The organism is Sporosarcina sp. UB5, from assembly GCF_050859005.1.
Lineage (GTDB): Bacteria > Bacillota > Bacilli > Bacillales_A > Planococcaceae > Sporosarcina.
Genome location: NZ_CP125984.1, coordinates 580,164 through 598,098, shown reverse-complemented (window position 1 = coordinate 598,098; position 17,935 = coordinate 580,164). Strand labels below are relative to the sequence as shown.

General features: G+C 37.3%; 10 protein-coding genes. 9 read left to right on the top strand and 1 reads right to left on the bottom strand.

The window, feature by feature from the left end; all coding sequences use genetic code 11:
• Positions 1-15 precede the first annotated feature (15 nt).
• From QM454_RS03130 to QM454_RS03100, 7 genes are all read left to right on the top strand, one after another.
• Positions 16-1,866, top strand: a complete 1,851-nt coding sequence (locus tag QM454_RS03130) for a DNA/RNA helicase domain-containing protein (RefSeq protein WP_432361465.1) — start codon at positions 16-18, stop codon at positions 1,864-1,866.
• 68 nt (positions 1,867-1,934) lie between these two features.
• Positions 1,935-3,641: an ATP-binding protein gene (locus QM454_RS03125; RefSeq protein WP_432361462.1), complete on the top strand. Its 1,707-nt coding sequence runs from the start codon at positions 1,935-1,937 to the stop codon at positions 3,639-3,641.
• Between the two features lie 199 nt (positions 3,642-3,840).
• Positions 3,841-5,361, top strand: coding sequence for a type I restriction-modification system subunit M (locus QM454_RS03120; RefSeq protein ID WP_432361460.1), 1,521 nt, complete (start codon positions 3,841-3,843; stop codon positions 5,359-5,361).
• Positions 5,351-6,571, top strand: coding sequence for a restriction endonuclease subunit S (locus QM454_RS03115; protein WP_432361457.1), 1,221 nt, complete (start codon positions 5,351-5,353; stop codon positions 6,569-6,571). Before QM454_RS03120 ends, QM454_RS03115 begins: the two co-directional genes overlap by 11 nt.
• A complete protein-coding gene (locus QM454_RS03110) occupies positions 6,555-9,656 on the top strand; it encodes a type I restriction endonuclease subunit R (RefSeq protein ID WP_432361454.1) in 3,102 nt (1,033 codons plus the stop codon). The genes QM454_RS03115 and QM454_RS03110 overlap by 17 nt, the downstream gene beginning before the upstream one ends.
• Before the next feature lie 61 nt (positions 9,657-9,717).
• Positions 9,718-11,487 carry an AIPR family protein gene (locus tag QM454_RS03105; RefSeq protein ID WP_432361451.1) on the top strand — a complete coding sequence of 590 codons (1,770 nt, stop codon included), beginning with the start codon at positions 9,718-9,720 and terminating at the stop codon, positions 11,485-11,487.
• A 522-nt stretch (positions 11,488-12,009) separates the two neighbouring features.
• Entirely contained in the window at positions 12,010-13,404 is a 1,395-nt protein-coding gene (locus tag QM454_RS03100; protein WP_432361449.1) for a DNA methyltransferase, read from the top strand.
• Positions 13,405-13,476: 72 nt separating this feature from the next.
• Here the strand turns inward: QM454_RS03100 and QM454_RS03095 are convergent, their stop codons facing one another.
• The gene (locus tag QM454_RS03095) at positions 13,477-13,821 is read right to left on the bottom strand and encodes a nucleoside triphosphate pyrophosphohydrolase (RefSeq protein ID WP_432361446.1); all 345 of its coding nucleotides are present in this window, start codon (positions 13,819-13,821) and stop codon (positions 13,477-13,479) included.
• A 205-nt stretch (positions 13,822-14,026) separates the two neighbouring features.
• On the opposite strand from QM454_RS03095, the gene QM454_RS03090 reads away from it, so the two are divergent.
• Together QM454_RS03090 and QM454_RS03085 are read left to right on the top strand one after the other, a co-directional pair.
• Positions 14,027-16,600, top strand: coding sequence for an AAA family ATPase (locus QM454_RS03090; protein WP_432361443.1), 2,574 nt, complete (start codon positions 14,027-14,029; stop codon positions 16,598-16,600).
• Positions 16,601-16,604: 4 nt separating this feature from the next.
• The gene (locus QM454_RS03085) at positions 16,605-17,885 is read left to right on the top strand and encodes an McrC family protein (RefSeq protein WP_432361440.1); all 1,281 of its coding nucleotides are present in this window, start codon (positions 16,605-16,607) and stop codon (positions 17,883-17,885) included.
• Positions 17,886-17,935: the final 50 nt, after the last annotated feature.

Genomic DNA, 17,935 nt, shown 5'->3' with positions numbered 1-17,935 from the left:
AGGAGATATGGGGAAATGTGTGCAAGAGTCGTAGGTAATATGAAAAACGTCTGCCTAGACTGTCGTTCGGAAGATTTCTTTCGCTTATCTATTCAAGACTTTATGGAAGAAATGAAGACAAGCTACCTTCAGATCTGTAGAGAAGAGCCATCTGATTTGCAACAACAAGCTTGGATCGATTCGTTTCACATACTGCAAAACCATTTACCCTTGTTGCAGGATTACCCGATACATATGATTTTTGAATATGTGCTTCCACATGAAGGAGGTAGAAGGCCGGATCTTCTATTAGTAAGTGATTCAGAAGTTCTTGTCATTGAATTTAAAGAAAAGGCTACTATTCAACAAGCAGACGTGGATCAGGTAAGTGCATATGCGCGAGATTTAAAGCACTATCATTTTGAATCAAGAAATCGAAAGGTCACACCCTATTTAGTACCTACAAAAGCTAGAAGCAAAAGAGCATTATTCAGTGATGTTATAGCAATTTCACCAGATCTATTATTCGAGGATATTCAATCGTTTTGCCGTAACGCAAACAGTCATGACAGTAACCAATGGATCCATTCAAAGTACGAACCGTTACCTTCAATCGTAGAAGCGGCAAAAATGATCTATACGAACAAGCATTTACCTTCCATTCATAGAGCTAATAGCAGTGGATTACCAGACGCTCTACGTGAATTACGAACCATAGCAGAAGCGACAGAAGCGACAAATAAAAAAGCGCTTGTTTTAGTTACTGGAGTGCCTGGAGCGGGCAAGACGTTACTTGGATTGCAATATGTATACGAATCAAGTTTGCAGAATCAGCAACATCTAGGAGTGTTCTTGTCTGGGAACGGCCCCTTAGTCCAAGTGCTGCAAGACGCATTAGAAAGCAAAGCCTTTATTCAACCATTACGAAATTTCATTAGCTTCTATGGAAGAAATTACTCCCAAATTCCACAACAACGAATAATTGTTTTTGATGAAGCGCAGCGTGCTTGGGATCGCGAACAAGTAAAGGAAAAACACGACCATGACTACTCAGAACCAGAGTTGTTAGTCCAAGTGGCAGATCGAATTGATGGATGGACTGTTGTATTGGGATTAGTTGGAGAGGGACAAGAAATCTACGTTGGAGAAGAAGCAGGGATTGGGCAGTGGATGGATGCGATTTCAAAGAGCAGGTCTGAATGGGATGTGTTCGTGCCCTCTAAATTAGCGACGACATTTGAAGGGTACAACGGAACCGTAACGTATAAAGACGAACTCAATTTAAGCATTACTTTACGTTCGCATATTGCAGAGGATGTCAGTCAATGGGCTTCAGAATTACTAGAAGGGTCCTTAGACCTTGCTCAAGACTTACTAAATAAGATTTATGGACAGCACTTCAATATCTACGTAACTCGTGACTTGGACAAAGCGAAACGATATGTATGGAATCGTTACAATGAGGATTCGTCAAAACGATATGGTTTAATCGCATCCTCACGGTCAAAGTTACTCCCACATTTTGGCGTTGATACTTCATATAAAGGTACAGCTTCTGTGAATATCGCTAAATGGTACAACGACGATCCGACAAGCAAAGACTCCGGATGTAGTTTAACGAAAGTGGCAACGGAGTTTTCTTGCCAAGGACTGGAGTTGGATTTTCCCATAGTTTGTTGGGGAGAGGATGTAGTGTGGAATAATGGCAGTTGGATTTCTACTGAAAATAGCAATCCACGTATACGAAATTCACATTTGTTGCGGATCAATAGCTATCGAGTGCTATTGACGAGGGCACGGGATGGGATGATTATTTATGTGCCGAAAAGTGATGTTTTAGATGAAACATACAATTTGTTGAAATTAATTAGCATCAATGAATTGTAAAGATTGTAGATAATTTATGAATGATGGCTATAATAAGATCAGTAGATAATTGAACGGAGGGTTATGCTTTGAGTGAAAAAATAGACTTCCTGAGTCCGGGGTTAAGTCATATTAGAAAAAATATTCGGGGCATTGATGATAGTTATAATAATGAATGGGACATTTTAGCCGAACTGTTACAAAACTCTGTTGACGCGATTAGAAAAAACAGTCAAGAGGAAAATAAAATCGAGATTAAAATAGATTCTGAGCAAAAAGAAATTATGGTAAAAGATAATGGAACGGGAATAGACATAGAGAAATTACCAGACTTATTAAAGCCTTTTTCAACTGATAAAGATAACGATAATTCATTGGTTGGTGAAAAGGGCGTAGGGTTGACATTTGCTGTCTTTTCTTGTAATTACTTTGAGATAATAACAGGCAATGAAAAAGAGGCAGCAAGAGCGGTAATAAAAGATGCACATAGTTGGAAGACAAGTGTCACTGACGAGAGGCTAGGATTAGATTTTGAACACCTTGAGCAGAGTTTTAAGGGAACGACAGTAATATTAAAAAATATAGTCGATTGCCCGCTGTTTAATTTGAATTTCGAACAATTGAAGTACGTTCTTAGAACAAGAACAATTTTAGGTAATACTCGATCCATTTGGGAAGAAGATATCGATATAAAAATTAACATAGAGTTTAAAGATCAGAATGGGTTAGTAAAGGAAGATGAAATACCATTCAGTTACATGTTGTTGCCAGAAACCTTGAAAGAAAAAGAAAAAATCAATCTGAATTACTTTATAGAACACTATGCTGGGGTATTAAAGACGGATGCAGATAGAAGGAAAGCTTTGTTTGGTAAGGTTATTTATCACAAAGGTGAGTTTATCCATTCTAATAATAGAAAAATAAGGTTCTATTCGTACTTTTTACCGACGAGGTCTATGTGGGATAAATTCTCGGAGAAGTGGGGTTTAATAACAAAGGACAAGCTAGATGATGAAGAGTACAAATCTAACTTTCATTATGCTTTACTAAGTCCTGGTCTATTTACTTCGGTAAAAGGGATGCCCACTGGAATAGCAATAAATAATCCAAAGACAGGATACGCTGGTTATTGGAGCAATATTTTTATTTTGTTTGAGGATTCAAGTTTGAAATTTGACATAGGTAGAAAGTCTATTCATGGACAGCAATCGTTAATATTGCAAAAATATGCAAAGGAAATATTTAACCAATACTTGAAACACATTACAAAATATGTATCTAGAGACAGAGGGATCGAACATAATGATTGGGATAGAGATGAAGTCTTTGGAGAAATAAGTGATATGGTTTCATTAACTAGTGAAAAAACATTATTTAAGAAGTCGCCTAAAGGACAAGAGGCACAGGTATGTGCAATGTTCTATGAATTGGCGGCCAAAGGAATTATTAAGGACTTAGTGTTTTTAACCACTGGATATAAAGGAAGGTATGATTTATATGCGCAGTGGGGGAGGAAAAATACAGTAATTGAATTCAAATCTGATCTTAGGAACATTTTAAGGGACTTTGATGATGAACAAAAACTATTTGATGAAATTGACTGTATAGTTTGTTGGGATGTAACCGAGGAAGACGAGAAAGTATTGCAGGAAAGGTCTATTACGATTGATGAAATTTATAATAGTGATATATTAGAAAACAGAACACGCTTTCCGAATGCAACACATGAATTAAATTTGGGTGGAATGGTAAATCCAGTGTACGTTATAGATCTGAAGAAGATTATTAATAGCTGAGATATAATTAGATATGTGACATAAGAGTCATGTGATGAAAAACACTTTTAGCGATCCAAATCGGATTTTAAAAGTGTTTTTTACGTTCCAAATAAATTCCAATAACATTGTGCATTGTATTGAGTCAACCTGTTTTCATTGATATGATAAGGATAGGACAAGCTATGTACTTGAATTTATGATGAAAGTAGGAATCTAAATGTCAACAGCAAACATCGGATTTGAAGAAAATCTATGGTTAATGGCCGACAAGCTTCGTGGAAGCATGGATGCTTCGGAATATAAAAATGTCGTATTAGGTTTACTGTTTTTGAAGTATGTATCTGATTCATTTGAAGAGAAATTTGCAGAGCTGCAAGAGGATGAATGGGCAGATCCGGAAGATAAGGATGAGTATCTGGCTGAAAATATCTTCTGGGTACCAAAGGAAGCGCGTTGGACATTCATCAACGAAAATGCGAAAAAGCCGGAGATAGGACAAATCATTGATAATGCAATGATTGCAATTGAAAAAGAAAACGAATCACTACGCGGTGTATTGCCGAAAGACTATGCTCGACCAGCACTTGATAAAACAAGGCTTGGGGAAACGATTGACTTGTTTTCCTTCAAGGTAGGCGACAAGGAAAGTCGTTCGAAAGACGTTCTTGGACGTGTCTACGAATACTTCCTGTCCAAATTCGCAAGCGCAGAAGGAAAAGGCGGCGGGGAATTCTATACACCGATGTCCGTCGTTAAATTGCTTGTCGAAATGTTGGAGCCTTATAAAGGACGCGTATATGACCCTTGCTGTGGATCCGGAGGAATGTTCGTACAAAGTGAGAAATTTGTTGAAGAACACCAAGGACGGCTTGGGGATATCGCGATTTACGGGCAGGAATCAAATCCAACGACATGGCGTTTGGCAAAAATGAACTTGGCAATTCGCGGGATAGACGGAAACATTGGCGAACAAAATGCTGATACGTTCCATAACGATCTTCACAAAGGCTTAAAAGCTGATTACATTTTAGCGAATCCGCCATTCAACATTAGTGACTGGGGCGGGGAGAAATTAACAGAAGATGTCCGTTGGCGATACGGCGCACCGCCTGTCGGGAATGCCAACTATGCTTGGATTCAGCACATCATATCGAAATTAGCTCCTTCAGGAACAGCAGGCTTTGTCTTGGCGAATGGTTCGATGTCAACAAGTACAACAGCAGAACTGGAAATCCGAAAGAATTTGATTGAGGAAGATTTGGTGGAATGTATCGTCACACTACCTGGTCAATTATTCTACTCCACACAAATACCTGTCTGCCTATGGTTTGTAACAAATAACAAAGGACGAAACGGTAAACGTGAACGACAAGGGGAAATTCTTTTTATTGACGCGCGAAAAATCGGCCATATGGCTACACGCACATTAAAAGAGTTCTCTAACGACGATATTATGAAGATCGCTGATGTTTACCATGCATGGCGTGGGACGAATGAGCAGGATTATGAAGACGTGGCAGGTTTTTGTAAAGCTGCTACATTGGATGATGTTCGAAAACATGAATACATCCTGACGCCAGGCCGCTATGTTGGACTGGAAGAAGCTGAAGAAGACGACGAGCCGTTTGAAGAGAAAATGGAACGGTTGACAGGGGAATTGGCAAAGCAATTTGCAAAATCAAAGGAATTAGAAGACCAAATCCGCAAAGCTTTGGAGGGGATTGGGTATGGGGTTTAAGCAATTGAAATTGGGCGAGATTTGTACCGTTATAACTGATGGATCACACTCTAGTCCTAAAGCGGCGCAAAATGGATATCCAATGCTTTCTGTTAAGGATATGAGGGCATTTGATTTTAACTATAAAGATGCAAAGATAATATCGGTTGAAGACTATGAAAAGTTAGTTAGGAATGGTTGTAAACCACTTGTAGATGATGTCTTGATTGCTAAGGATGGGAATTCTTGTTTGGAGTACTGTTTTGTTTTTCGTGAGCCCAAAGAGGTTGTTTTACTATCATCTATTGCAATATTGCGTCCAAATAAAGAAATTGTGAATCCTTTTTACTTAATGTACTACCTTGGTATGAAGTCAACAATAGAAGAGTTAAGACAAGGATATTTATCTGGATCTGCAATCCCTAGAGTGGTTCTAAAAGATTTTAGATTATATCCAGTTCAGTTGCCATCCCTTGAACTCCAAAACAAAATAGTTTCTTTTATAAATGCTATTAATCAAAAGATAGAAAGTAATGAAATCATTATTTCGAATGCCGAACAACTAGCCCAAACCCTTTTCAAGCGCTGGTTTGTCGATTTCGAGTTTCCAAATGAAAACGGGGAGCCATACAAGTCGAGTGGTGGAGAGATGGTGGAAAGTGAGTTGGGTCTCATACCAATTGGATTTGATATTAAAGTATTAAGTGATTGTTGTGAACTAAGATATGGGAAAGCACTAACTAAAAAAAATAGGATAGCAGGTTCATACCCGGTTTATGGATCAGGCGGTATCACTGGAACCCATAATGAATATTTAGTAGAAGGTCCAGGTTTGATATTGGGAAGAAAAGGATCAATAGGTACGCTTTATCTGGAACCGCGAAGTTTTTATCCAATTGACACTGTCTTTTATATTGAGAGTGAAAATTACTCTACATTGTTTTTATATACTTTATTTAGCCAATTAGACTTTACAAAATCTAATAATGATTCAGCAGTTCCTGGATTAAATAGAAATACGGTATATCAAACAAGATTAGCAATACCGAATTACGAACTGGTTAACAAGTTTAGTGAGATTATCGCTCCATTATTTGAAGAGATCTTTTTACTTGAAAACGAAAATAAAGTCTTAGGGGATTTGCGTGACACCCTTCTCCCCAAACTCCTCTCCGGAGAAATCGAACTACCTGACGAAACCGAGGTGATAGAGAATGTACCAGTTTCATGAAGATGATTTGGAGCAAGCCGCCCTCGAGTGGCTTGCTAATTTAGGATATGAAATTAAAGATGGGCCAACGATTGCGGAAGATGGAGAATATCCTGAACGTGACTCATACACAGATGTCGTGTTGCACGGTCGATTGGAAGCGGCATTAAAGAAGATTAATCCGCAAGCTTCCATGGAGACGATCGAACGTGCTGTGAAGCTAATTACAATGGTGCAGTCGCCGAACCTAATCGTTAATAACCGTGCATTCCAAAAGTTTGTAACGGACGGGGTTGATGTTGAAGTTCGCACTTCTGATGGAAGAAATACGGTTGAGAAGCTATGGCTATTTGATTTCAATAATCCATCAAATAACGACTTTTTAGCGGTCAATCAATTTACCGTTATCGAAGGAAACAACAATAAACGTCCGGATGTAGTTGTCTTTGTTAACGGGTTACCGCTTGTTGTGTTGGAGTTGAAAAGCTCCACAGATGAAAAAGTAGGAATTACGGAAGCTTATCATCAGCTTCAAACGTATAAGCAGGCGATTCCATCTTTATTCCAATTCAATGCATTCCTTGTCACAAGCGATGGCGTGAATGCGCGGGCTGGTTCTCTCACTGCGAATGAAGAACGGTTTATGATGTGGCGGACTGTTGATGGAGAAACGATTGCACCATCCACGATGCCTCAGCTTGAAGTGCTCATTCAAGGAATGTTCCAACCAGCTGTATTGCTTGATTTGCTTCGTCATTTTATCGTTTTCCAAACAGATGGAGAGAAAACGTTTAAGATCCTGGCGGCTTACCATCAATACTATGCTGTAAATAAAGCGGTGGAGGAAGCGAAGCGGGCGGCTTCTGAATCAGGAGACAGGAAGATAGGGGTTATTTGGCATACACAAGGCTCCGGGAAGAGTCTATCAATGGTGTTCTATACGGGGAAACTCGTTCTGAAAATGAACAATCCAACAATCGTTGTCTTAACGGATCGCAATGATTTGGATGATCAGCTATATAATACATTCTCTATCTCTAGTGATTTATTGCGCCAGACGCCGAAACAAGCGGACAGCCGCAGTGATTTGAAAAAGTTGTTGTCTGTTGAATCGGGTGGCATTATCTTTACGACAATGCAGAAGTTTGCTCCTGAGGAAGGATCAACTGTAATGGAGGCGTTGACGACTCGCCGCAATGTCATTGTCATGGCAGATGAAGCGCATCGAACACAGTATGGATTTGGAGCGCAAGTTACGAAGTCGGCGAATGATTTATTTACGAAGTACGGATATGCGAAATACATGCGTGATGCATTACCGAACGCTTCATTTGTCGGATTCACTGGTACACCGGTAGAGTCTGTGGACAAAAACACGCCTGCTGTATTCGGAGATTATATTGATATTTACGATATGACTCAAGCTGTGGAAGACGGGGCGACGGTGAAAATTTATTATGAGAGCCGGATCATTAAGTTGGACTTGCCTGAAGGGTTGGACTTGGATACGGAGTATGACGAAATTACTGAGTACCAAGAGCAAACTGATCGCGAACGATTGAAATCAAAATGGTCACGTTTAGAAGCGCTTGCTGGTGCAGAACAACGTGTGAAGCGGCTGGCAGAAGATGTTGTGAAACATTTTGAAGCTAGGCAAGAAGCGATGTTCGGGAAAGCGATGATTGTTGTGATGAGTAGAAGGATTGCGATTGATTTGTATCAGGCAATCATCAATCTCCGTCCTGAATGGCATTCTGATGATGACAACAAAGGGGTCATTAAAATTGTCATGACGGGCTCGTCCAGTGACCCGGAGCATTGGCAACAGTTCATCGGCAATAAAAAACGTCGGGATCACTTGGCACGCCGGATGAAAGATTTGAACGATGAACTGAAGATTGTCATTGTCCGTGATATGTGGCTCACTGGATTTGACGTGCCATCCATGAGCACGATGTATATCGATAAGCCTATGCGCGGCCACAACTTAATGCAGGCAATAGCGCGGGTGAATCGTGTTTTTCGTGACAAGCCGGGTGGTTTGATTGTCGATTATATCGGTATTGCTGACAGCTTGAAAGAGGCATTGAAGCAGTACACGGATAGCGACCGTGAAAATACCGGGATCGACACGGCCCTTGCAGTGGATCTGATGCTTGAGAAATTCGAAATCATTCAGGAAATGTTGTACAAGCATAATTACGATGCGTTTCATTCAGATAAACCTTCCGAACGGATGAAAGCCATTACTGAGACGATGGACTTTGTAATAGGGTTAGGAGAAGACGAAAAGAAGCGGTTCATGCAAGTCGTAACGGAACTTGCGAAAGCCTTTGCGCTATGCGCAACTGAGCCGGAAGCACAAGAGTTAAACGCGGAAATCGGCTTCTTTAAAGCGGTTAAAGCAGGCTTAGTAAAATTGATCCCTGTCGAAGGACAGAAGAAAACAGCAGCACAGATTGATGCACAATTGAATCAGTTGATATCCAAATCGGTTATCTCTGATGAGGTTATTGATATTTACGACTCATTGGGTATTGAAAATCCAGACATTTCGATCTTGTCGGATCAGTTTTTAGATGAAGTGCGTGCATTACCACAAAAGAACTTGGCTGTAGAATTATTAAACCGGTTATTGCAAGGAAAAGTGAAAAACATCCAACGCACGAATTTGGTCAAAGCTAGGAAATTTACGGATATGCTAAATGCCGCAATCAATCAATACAACAAACGTGCCATAGAGACTTCAAAAGTTATTGAAGAGCTGATCGAACTCGCAAAAGAGATGAATGAGTCATACAAAGCCGGTGAAAACAGTGGATTGATTCAAGAAGAAGTCGCGTTCTATGACGCACTCTCTTCACATGACACGGCGGAACAAGTGCTTGGCGACGATATATTGAAAGTGATTGCACATGAACTGACAAAAGCAATTAAAGAAAACATGAGCATCGATTGGAACTTGAGGGAATCGGCGCGCGCGAAAATGAGGATTACTGTACGAAGGCTGTTGAAGAAGTATGGGTATCCGCCTGATTTGCAGAAGATGGCGGTGGAGACTGTGGTGAAGCAGGCGGAGTTGATGGCGGGGAATTATACAGGCTGATGACGATTGTCAATTGGGACGAACTATTAAAATATAATAAAAGCTGTTTTGGAGGATGAAAATGGGGAATTCACTTACCTTATTGGATGCAATATTAGATGAATATAAATTAAATTTTAGCAATGAAAATAAAGATGTTGTGTTTGAGTATTTCGTAACGGAAAATTATTTTAAAGAGAGAGATCTGGCTTTAGATGAGATTAAAACCGGTTTAATCGGTGGTCAGTTGGACTGGGGGATAGACGGTATATTTATTTTTTTGAATGATCGATTAATTAATAGTATGGAAGAGGTTGAAATTGAGAATAGATTGCTTTTGGAATTGATATTTTTCCAGTTTAAAAACCAATCTTCTATTGATGAGACCCCCATTCAAAATTTTAATAGTATTGCACCGCATATTATTAATTTAGCTGATGAGATAGAAGTAGAGGGTATTAATCCAGAAGTTATTGAAAAGATAAAGCTTGCGCAGGAAATAATAAAAAAAATAGCAAGCAAACATCCGAAAATCAACTTTAACTTTATTCACGCTTCAAAAGGAAATAAAGAAAATATTTATGGCCCCCTTCGTGTCAATAAGTCTTACCAACAAAGAGTCGCAGACTTAGAAAAGCAAATAATGGGATCACAGCTAGGGAACATCCATTTTAAATATGAAGTAATTGACGCATCTGATCTAATTGATTTATCCAGAAATACGAGATCCTACTCATTGAGTTTGAAGCTCAATGAGAATCCGATTTTTGTTGAATATGGGGAAGGTGGCCAAAAAGGTTATATGGCAACAGTTTTAATGAAAGATTACTATGACTTCTTAGTTGATAGTAGTAATAATAAACTTCGAAAATATTTATTTGAAGCTAACATTAGAGACTTCCAAAATAATACAGTTGTAAATAATGACATTAAGGATTCAATAAAAAAAGAAACAGATATAGATTTTTGGTGGCTAAATAATGGAGTTACAATTATTGCTGATGAGGGAACTCTTGTCGGAAAGCAATTTCACCTGGACAATATACAAATTGTGAATGGTTTACAAACATCACATTCTATTTATAATGTATTTTCAGAAGACCAACAGTTAAAAGAATCGGATAGTAGGTCGTTGTTTATAAAGATAATAATTACAAAGGAAAAAGAATCTAGAGACCGTATAATAAAATCTACAAATTCGCAAAACCCTGTCCCACATTCTTTACTGAGAGCAACCGATAAAGTGCAGAGGAATATTGAAGATTATTTTCTAAGGAAAGATTATTTTTATGATAGAAGAAAAAATTATTATAGAAACTTACAGAAACCTATCTCGAAGATTATTTCTATTAATTACTTGTCACAATGCTTAACGGCAATCTTATTTGATAATCCCTCTAAAGCGCGATCAAACCCAACTATCTTAACTAAGTCAGATGAAGACTATGATTTATTATTTCCGCAAAGAAGAGATACGCATGTTTACTATAATTGTATATTAATAATGAAACAGACAGAAGAGTACTTGAAGACAGAGTTACAAACGAAAGACGAGGAAGACGAAGCTATTACTAAATACTATTCATTACATTTAGCAAGGGTGGTTGCAAGTGTGTTTTTTAGAACTAATAATATCACGGACAAAATATTATCTTCAACAGATGAAATCAGGATTGAGTCTGATCAATTTTCAGAGTCTATGAAGCTCTTTAAAAAAATCTTGATCGATTATCGAATAAAGACACAACAAAAAGACCTAGTTAATATATCAAAGTCAAGTGCTTTTAGTAAAAATATTATAGATGAACTTAAAAATAAATTTACACAAGTTCCCAGTTCAGTGAAGTTATAAATTTAGAATGAAAATTTAAACAGCTACCCGGGCACCTAAACAATTCCAAATTGCATGAGTGCCCTGGTCCTTTACACTTTGCCAATCCTTTTTAACTAACTCACCCCTCTAATCATTTTAATCTCTTTCACTGTTTTCTTTTCTTTCAACAAATCCCTAACAAATTCTGCACGAGCTTCGGCGGCTATGTCTCTGGTCTTACTGGTCTTGCTCTTCTCCTAAACTGCTCATTTCTTTCTTTACTATCCGGTCATTCTCAAGCGCATCTTGATGGTTTTGCAAATAGCATTTTCCAGGAAGGTAATGATTTTGCGGCATTCAGTGGTCGCGTTGAGTATTGGTTGTATTTGAGTGATTGCCATTATTGCTTATCCGAAACAACAGTCAGGGCTAGCTTCTTTCCTATGGAACGCAATATTTTGAGTAGAATACATCCGAGTGCTTAAGTAATTAGCAACGATATTTGTTATGGAACAAGCTATCCTTTGCATATCTTGTACCACTAAAAGAAAGGTGGTACGAATGTCTAACATCTTGTATTTCGGTGATAATTTATCAGTTATTAAAAATGAGATAAGAAATGAAACAATTGATTTAATCTATTTAGATCCTCCATTTAATAGCAATAGGGACTACAATCAAATATTTACTAATAATGAGGGAGCAAAGTCATCTGCTCAAATAAAAGTGTTTGAAGATACTTGGTATTGGAATAATGACGCAGAAAAGCTATATTTAGAAACGATAAAATACTATAATAACCATCTGGTATCAAATTTTTTAATATCCATGAGACAATTTTTGGGGACAAATAAAATGATGGCTTATCTAACAATGATGGCTCCTAGGTTATTAGAAATGTATAGGATATTAAAACCAAATGGGGTTTTATTTTTACACTGTGACCCATCCGCCTCTCACTACTTAAAACTTTTATTAGACGCAGTTTTTGGATTTAAAAATTTTGAAAACGAAATTATATGGTGTTACAGACAAGGAGGACGAGGTAAAAGAAATTTTGCAAAAAAACACGATACTATATACTTCTATGCTAAAAACAAAAAATATACTTTTAATGCAGATGCTATTCGGGTTCCTTATGAAGGTACTGGCGGTTATATTAATAATAAAAATAACGGAGGTAATTTAGTTAACGGTAAATTATATAGGCCTAATCCGAAAGGGAAAATTCCCGAGGACTGGTGGGATATACCTGCTTTAACACCAACTTCAAAAGAAAGAGTGGGGTATCCGACCCAAAAGCCCCTGAAATTATTAGAAAGAATAATATTAGCAGGTACTAACCCAGGAGATACAATTTTGGATCCTTTTTGTGGTTGTGGTACTGCGGTTGTTGCCGCAGAAAGGTTAGGTAGGAAGTGGATTGGTATTGATATAACCCACATAGCAATAACAACAATAAAGGATAGATTAATAGACGAATTTGGATTACTGGCTAATTTTAGTACACAAGGGGAACCTGTTGACTTAGAAGGAGCAGAAGAATTAGCAAAGACTAATAGATTTCAATTTCAAATTTGGGCTCTTTCGCTATTAGGCATGAATTATAAAGAGGATTATAACTCAATATCGAAAGGCGCTGATGGAGGTATAGATGGTATTAGATATTTTGAAAATGGTAGGGAAGGAATTCTTAGGAAGTGTATTATCCAAGTAAAGAGCGGAAAAGTGTCCGTTAAGGATATAAGAGAGCTAAATACTGTTGTAGATTATGAGTCAGCTGATTTAGGGGTGTTCGTCACTCTAAGACCACCTACTAGAAATATGGTAGTTGAAGCTGCTAAGTCCGGGTTTTTCACAGATTATAAGGGTAATGATTTTCCTAAATTGAGAATTGTGGAAGTAAATGAATTGTTATCCCATAGGATAATGCCATACAACATCTTCCCTAATTAATATAATTCATTAATAAACCACACATTTTCATTTTATTCCATTTTGATTCAAGCTACATCCTTTGAAGCGGATCTATTTGTTGGTGTCTCTAGCTATATTTTCTACTTCCACTAAAAAGATCCGCTCCTCAAAGCCACCACGTTTAGCTGCTTTCTCTGCACGCACTGCTTCCAGCTCTTCCACAGTCACCCCGTGAAACCTCGCTGCTGCGTGTATTAATTCCAGTAAATCCGCCAGCTCCTCAACCGCGTCATCCGATGTGTTAGCTCCTTCATATTCCGCCAATTCCTCATGCATCTTCTTGTTCACTTCTGTTATGTATTGCGAGTCGTCCAATCTATATGTGACACATGTCTTACCGTCCTGTTCGATAATTTGTGGGATGAGGTCACGGACAAGTTTGTTGTAGATAGGCATATGAATTTCTCCTTTGAGTAGCGATTTTCTACATTTTAGTATATAGGTTAGTTACAAGATAGGTTAAGTTACAATATTTTGAAGAGTGGGGAAGCTATTTCTTATTATATGGTATTATTGTGGTAGTGAAAAAGGTATATCGTAGAGGGTCCTAATCCACGTGACTCATCGACCGAAGGAGTAATAATGAAAGGAAGTGGAAGTGTTGCGATATGAAGTGCATGAAGCGATATGGTTAGCTGCTGCGATTATGACTTTAGAGGTTTATGAAAAGAATCCCCAATTTACAATTGATGATATTTCATTTAAACAATCTGAAATTCAAAAAAGAGCACAGTTTTATACTGATAAGACTGTAGAACATGCAAGAGTAAATCAGTGGAATAACGCAGACCATCCTAATCATAACTATAAATATTTAAGAGAAGTTAATAAAAAAAGAAGAATTACATATTTAGGTGAAATGAATGGAGAAAAAGAGCACCCAAAATTAGATGTTTACGAGATGATTCCTTTTGAAAAAGATCAAGGACGATCGATTGCTGTTAAGGATTTATTAAAATTTTTAAGTAGAGAATATAAACAAATATTTGTTATTAGATTTGAACAAATAATTGAACACTTATTAGTCTATGCAAATCACCCATATACAGATCCATCCAAATTAGATGGTGAGCAAAGGATGAAAATGTTGAAAATTCGTCAAAGTGGAGGTACTGCAGCTGCAGAATTAAATAAATTAGCAGAACATTTAGCAGATAAGTACGAGTTAACGAATAAAGGTAAATCGAAATGGCTGTTAGGTACTAATGATAAAGTTCGAGGTTATTTATGGAATCAGCTTAAACATAAAGATAAGATGGATCATCCGACAAGTATATCGTTGTTTGCAGACCATCGAGATTCAAAGCAAAATATACGTTTTCGAGTATCAATTGAACTAGATGAAAAAAGTGCATCTCCAGAGCAATTTAAACGACATAGCCAAATTATTCGAGAAGAGTTCAAGCAAGACGAACATTTATGTTATTATGTGAAGTTCAAAAATGGAAATGATTCATATCGAACAGATCTATCACAGCAAGAAATTGCTGAAAAAGTAGATAACAGTGAAATAGAAAAAGTTCAGCTAGTCTATGAAATTTACAGTAGCGAGTTAGAAGCGAAACAAATTTCGAATGAACAGCTTTTAAACATGTTAGAATCGGCGTTTGCCTATCTAAAACAATACTATGATCAGATTGTAGAGATTGGAGAAGTTGTTCAATTAGAAGGGGATGAACAAATGCATATTGAAGTAAGTACGCCCTTATTTGAGAAGAATTTAATTTTATACGGTCCTCCTGGTACAGGGAAAACATACAATACAGCGTTATATGCGGTGGCTATTATTGAAAATAAGTCGTTAGAGCAACTAAAACTAGAACCATATGAATCGATTATGGCGAGCTATAAGCGATATAAGGAATCATCTCAAATTCAGTTTACTACGTTCCATCAATCCTATGGCTATGAAGAGTTTATTGAAGGGATTAGACCGGTTTTTAACGGTGAAACGTCTAGTGAAATACAATATGAAGTCGCATCAGGCGTTTTTAAAGCGTTTTGTGATCATGCCCAAGGTTTAAAAGTAACAGCCAACAATGAACATTTTGAGCACGATGTCCGCCTGTGGAAAATTTCAATTGGCGGTAGTGGTGAAAACTACTTAAAAGATAAATGTTTTAAGGATAGTGAAATCCGTATTGGTTGGGCTGCGGAAGATATCGAATTAGCTCAAAGCGAAGGTTACTCTAATGAATCATTATATTACTTTTACGAGGAAATGAAAAAGGGAGATATCGTCTTTTCTTTAGGTGATCAAAAACATATCGATGCAATTGGCGTTATTACAAGCAATCCTTTTAAAGATGCAGATGGAGACGAACATTACCCGAATACGCGTAAGGTGCAGTGGGTTGCAACAGGCATTAAAGAGCGTGTTTATGAATTAAATGGAAATAAAAATTTGGTTCAACAAACGATTTATGAGCTTCACCGTATTTCAATGCAATCGGTGAATGAAATAATTATGAAATACGCAAAAGGTACTTCGACAAAAGTAGAGAAAAATGATAAAAATCATGTCTTCATTATCGATGAAATTAACCGTGGTAACATTTCAAAGATTTTAGGTGAACTAATCACATTAATTGAGCCAACGAAACGTTTAGGAGCGAATGAAGCGATGACAGTAACACTTCCATACTCGCAAGAAGAATTTGGTGTACCGGACAACGTATATATTATAGGCACAATGAACACTGCCGACCGTTCGATTGCATTAATGGATACCGCTTTAAGACGCCGTTTCCAGTTTGTTGAGATGCTACCGAACATAGGTTTATTAGGAGATATTTATGTAGAAGACATCAACATTCAGCAAATGGTCGAGGTAATTAATAAGCGCATAGAAGTACTATACGATCGTGAGCATACAATTGGTCATGCATATTTTATGAGTTTAAAACATGATCCGTCGATCGCTAACTTGGCACGTATTTTTAAAAACGCGCTCATTCCTTTACTACAAGAATATTTCTATGAAGACTATAGCAAAATCCAACTTATTCTCGGTGATAATGCGAAGGAAGATATTAATAAGTTTATTTTAAATAAACCTATTCAATTGAATACTTTATTCAAAGCGAATCCTGACATAGATTTACCAGAGTATTACTATAAAATACAGCCAACCGCTTTTTATTTAACAGAAAGCTATAAAGCGATTTACGAGTAACGTTATGAAGATACTAGAGTTAAGAGAATACGATGTCATCACATCCAACCGAGATGCGAGTGAACAGTTCGGATATGTTTACTTAGAAAAATCTGCTTTTAATCAACTTCAAGATTTAATCTTTACGTTTAATGAGTACGAAGAAGTAGATGACGCAATTGATTTTTTATCGATATCGTCAAAGCGTAATGTTGGCAAAGTTATTCGTGCCAAAAACTATGTTGGCGTGCTACAAGTAAACGATCATGTACAATTGCAAATTTTACCTAAAATTCACGGTGGGACACAAGAGGACCCGAAAAAAACATTTTTAAAAATGCTGAAGTCATTGAAAGATTTTCCGAGTAAAAGTTTTAATGAATCGAACTTATATACTGACAAAATGCCGATTTTCGAGGTGTTCATCCGACTCTACATAATGGAAGTGCAATACTTAGTAAAGCGTGGCTTAAAATCGGCCTATTATGAGATAGAGGACAACTTGAAAGTATTTAAGGGGAAAATGAATTTTGCTCAGCAAATCAAACATAACACAGTCCACAGGGAGCGCTTTTATGTACAATACGACGAGTTCGGATTAAATCGACCTGAAAATCGCTTAATAAAATCGACTCTTGAATTACTTGTTAAGCAATCAACGAGCGCAGAAAATATTAAAGAACTACGCAAACTGTTATTGCATTTTGAATTGGTGCAGTCATCTATGGCGATTGATAAAGATTTTTCACAAGTGAAAATTGATCGTAACAGTAAAGATTATGAATCGAGTTTAAAGTGGTCCAAAGTCTTTTTGAAAAGAATGAGTTTTACTATGTTCGCAGGTGAAGCAACCGCGCAATCTTTACTCTTTCCAATGGAAAAAGTTTTTGAAAGCTATATAGGAAAAACGCTAAGTAAAATGCTTGTTGGAACTGAATGGACAGTTAACCTACAGGATCGTAAGTATTATTTATTTGAACGTCAGTTTGCGTTAAGACCGGACATTGTACTTCGCAATGAACGTACACAATGTACAATCATTATCGATACTAAGTGGAAGTTGTTAAAAAATGAGCCGAGAAAAAATTACGGTATATCGCAAGCAGACATGTATCAAATGTATGCGTATGCAAAGAAGTATAATACGAATGAAATAGTCCTAGTTTATCCGAAAACGGAGGCTTTTTCTGATGATGAGGATATTAGTTTTATGAGTGATGATGGCGTTAATGTAAAGGTGTTTTTTGTAGATTGTCATTGGATAGAAAATAGCTTAACGAAGTTGATAGAGTACACGGGAATATAAAATGGAAAGCTGCTTGATATGATTCAAGCAGCTTTTAATCTCAGTCTCCA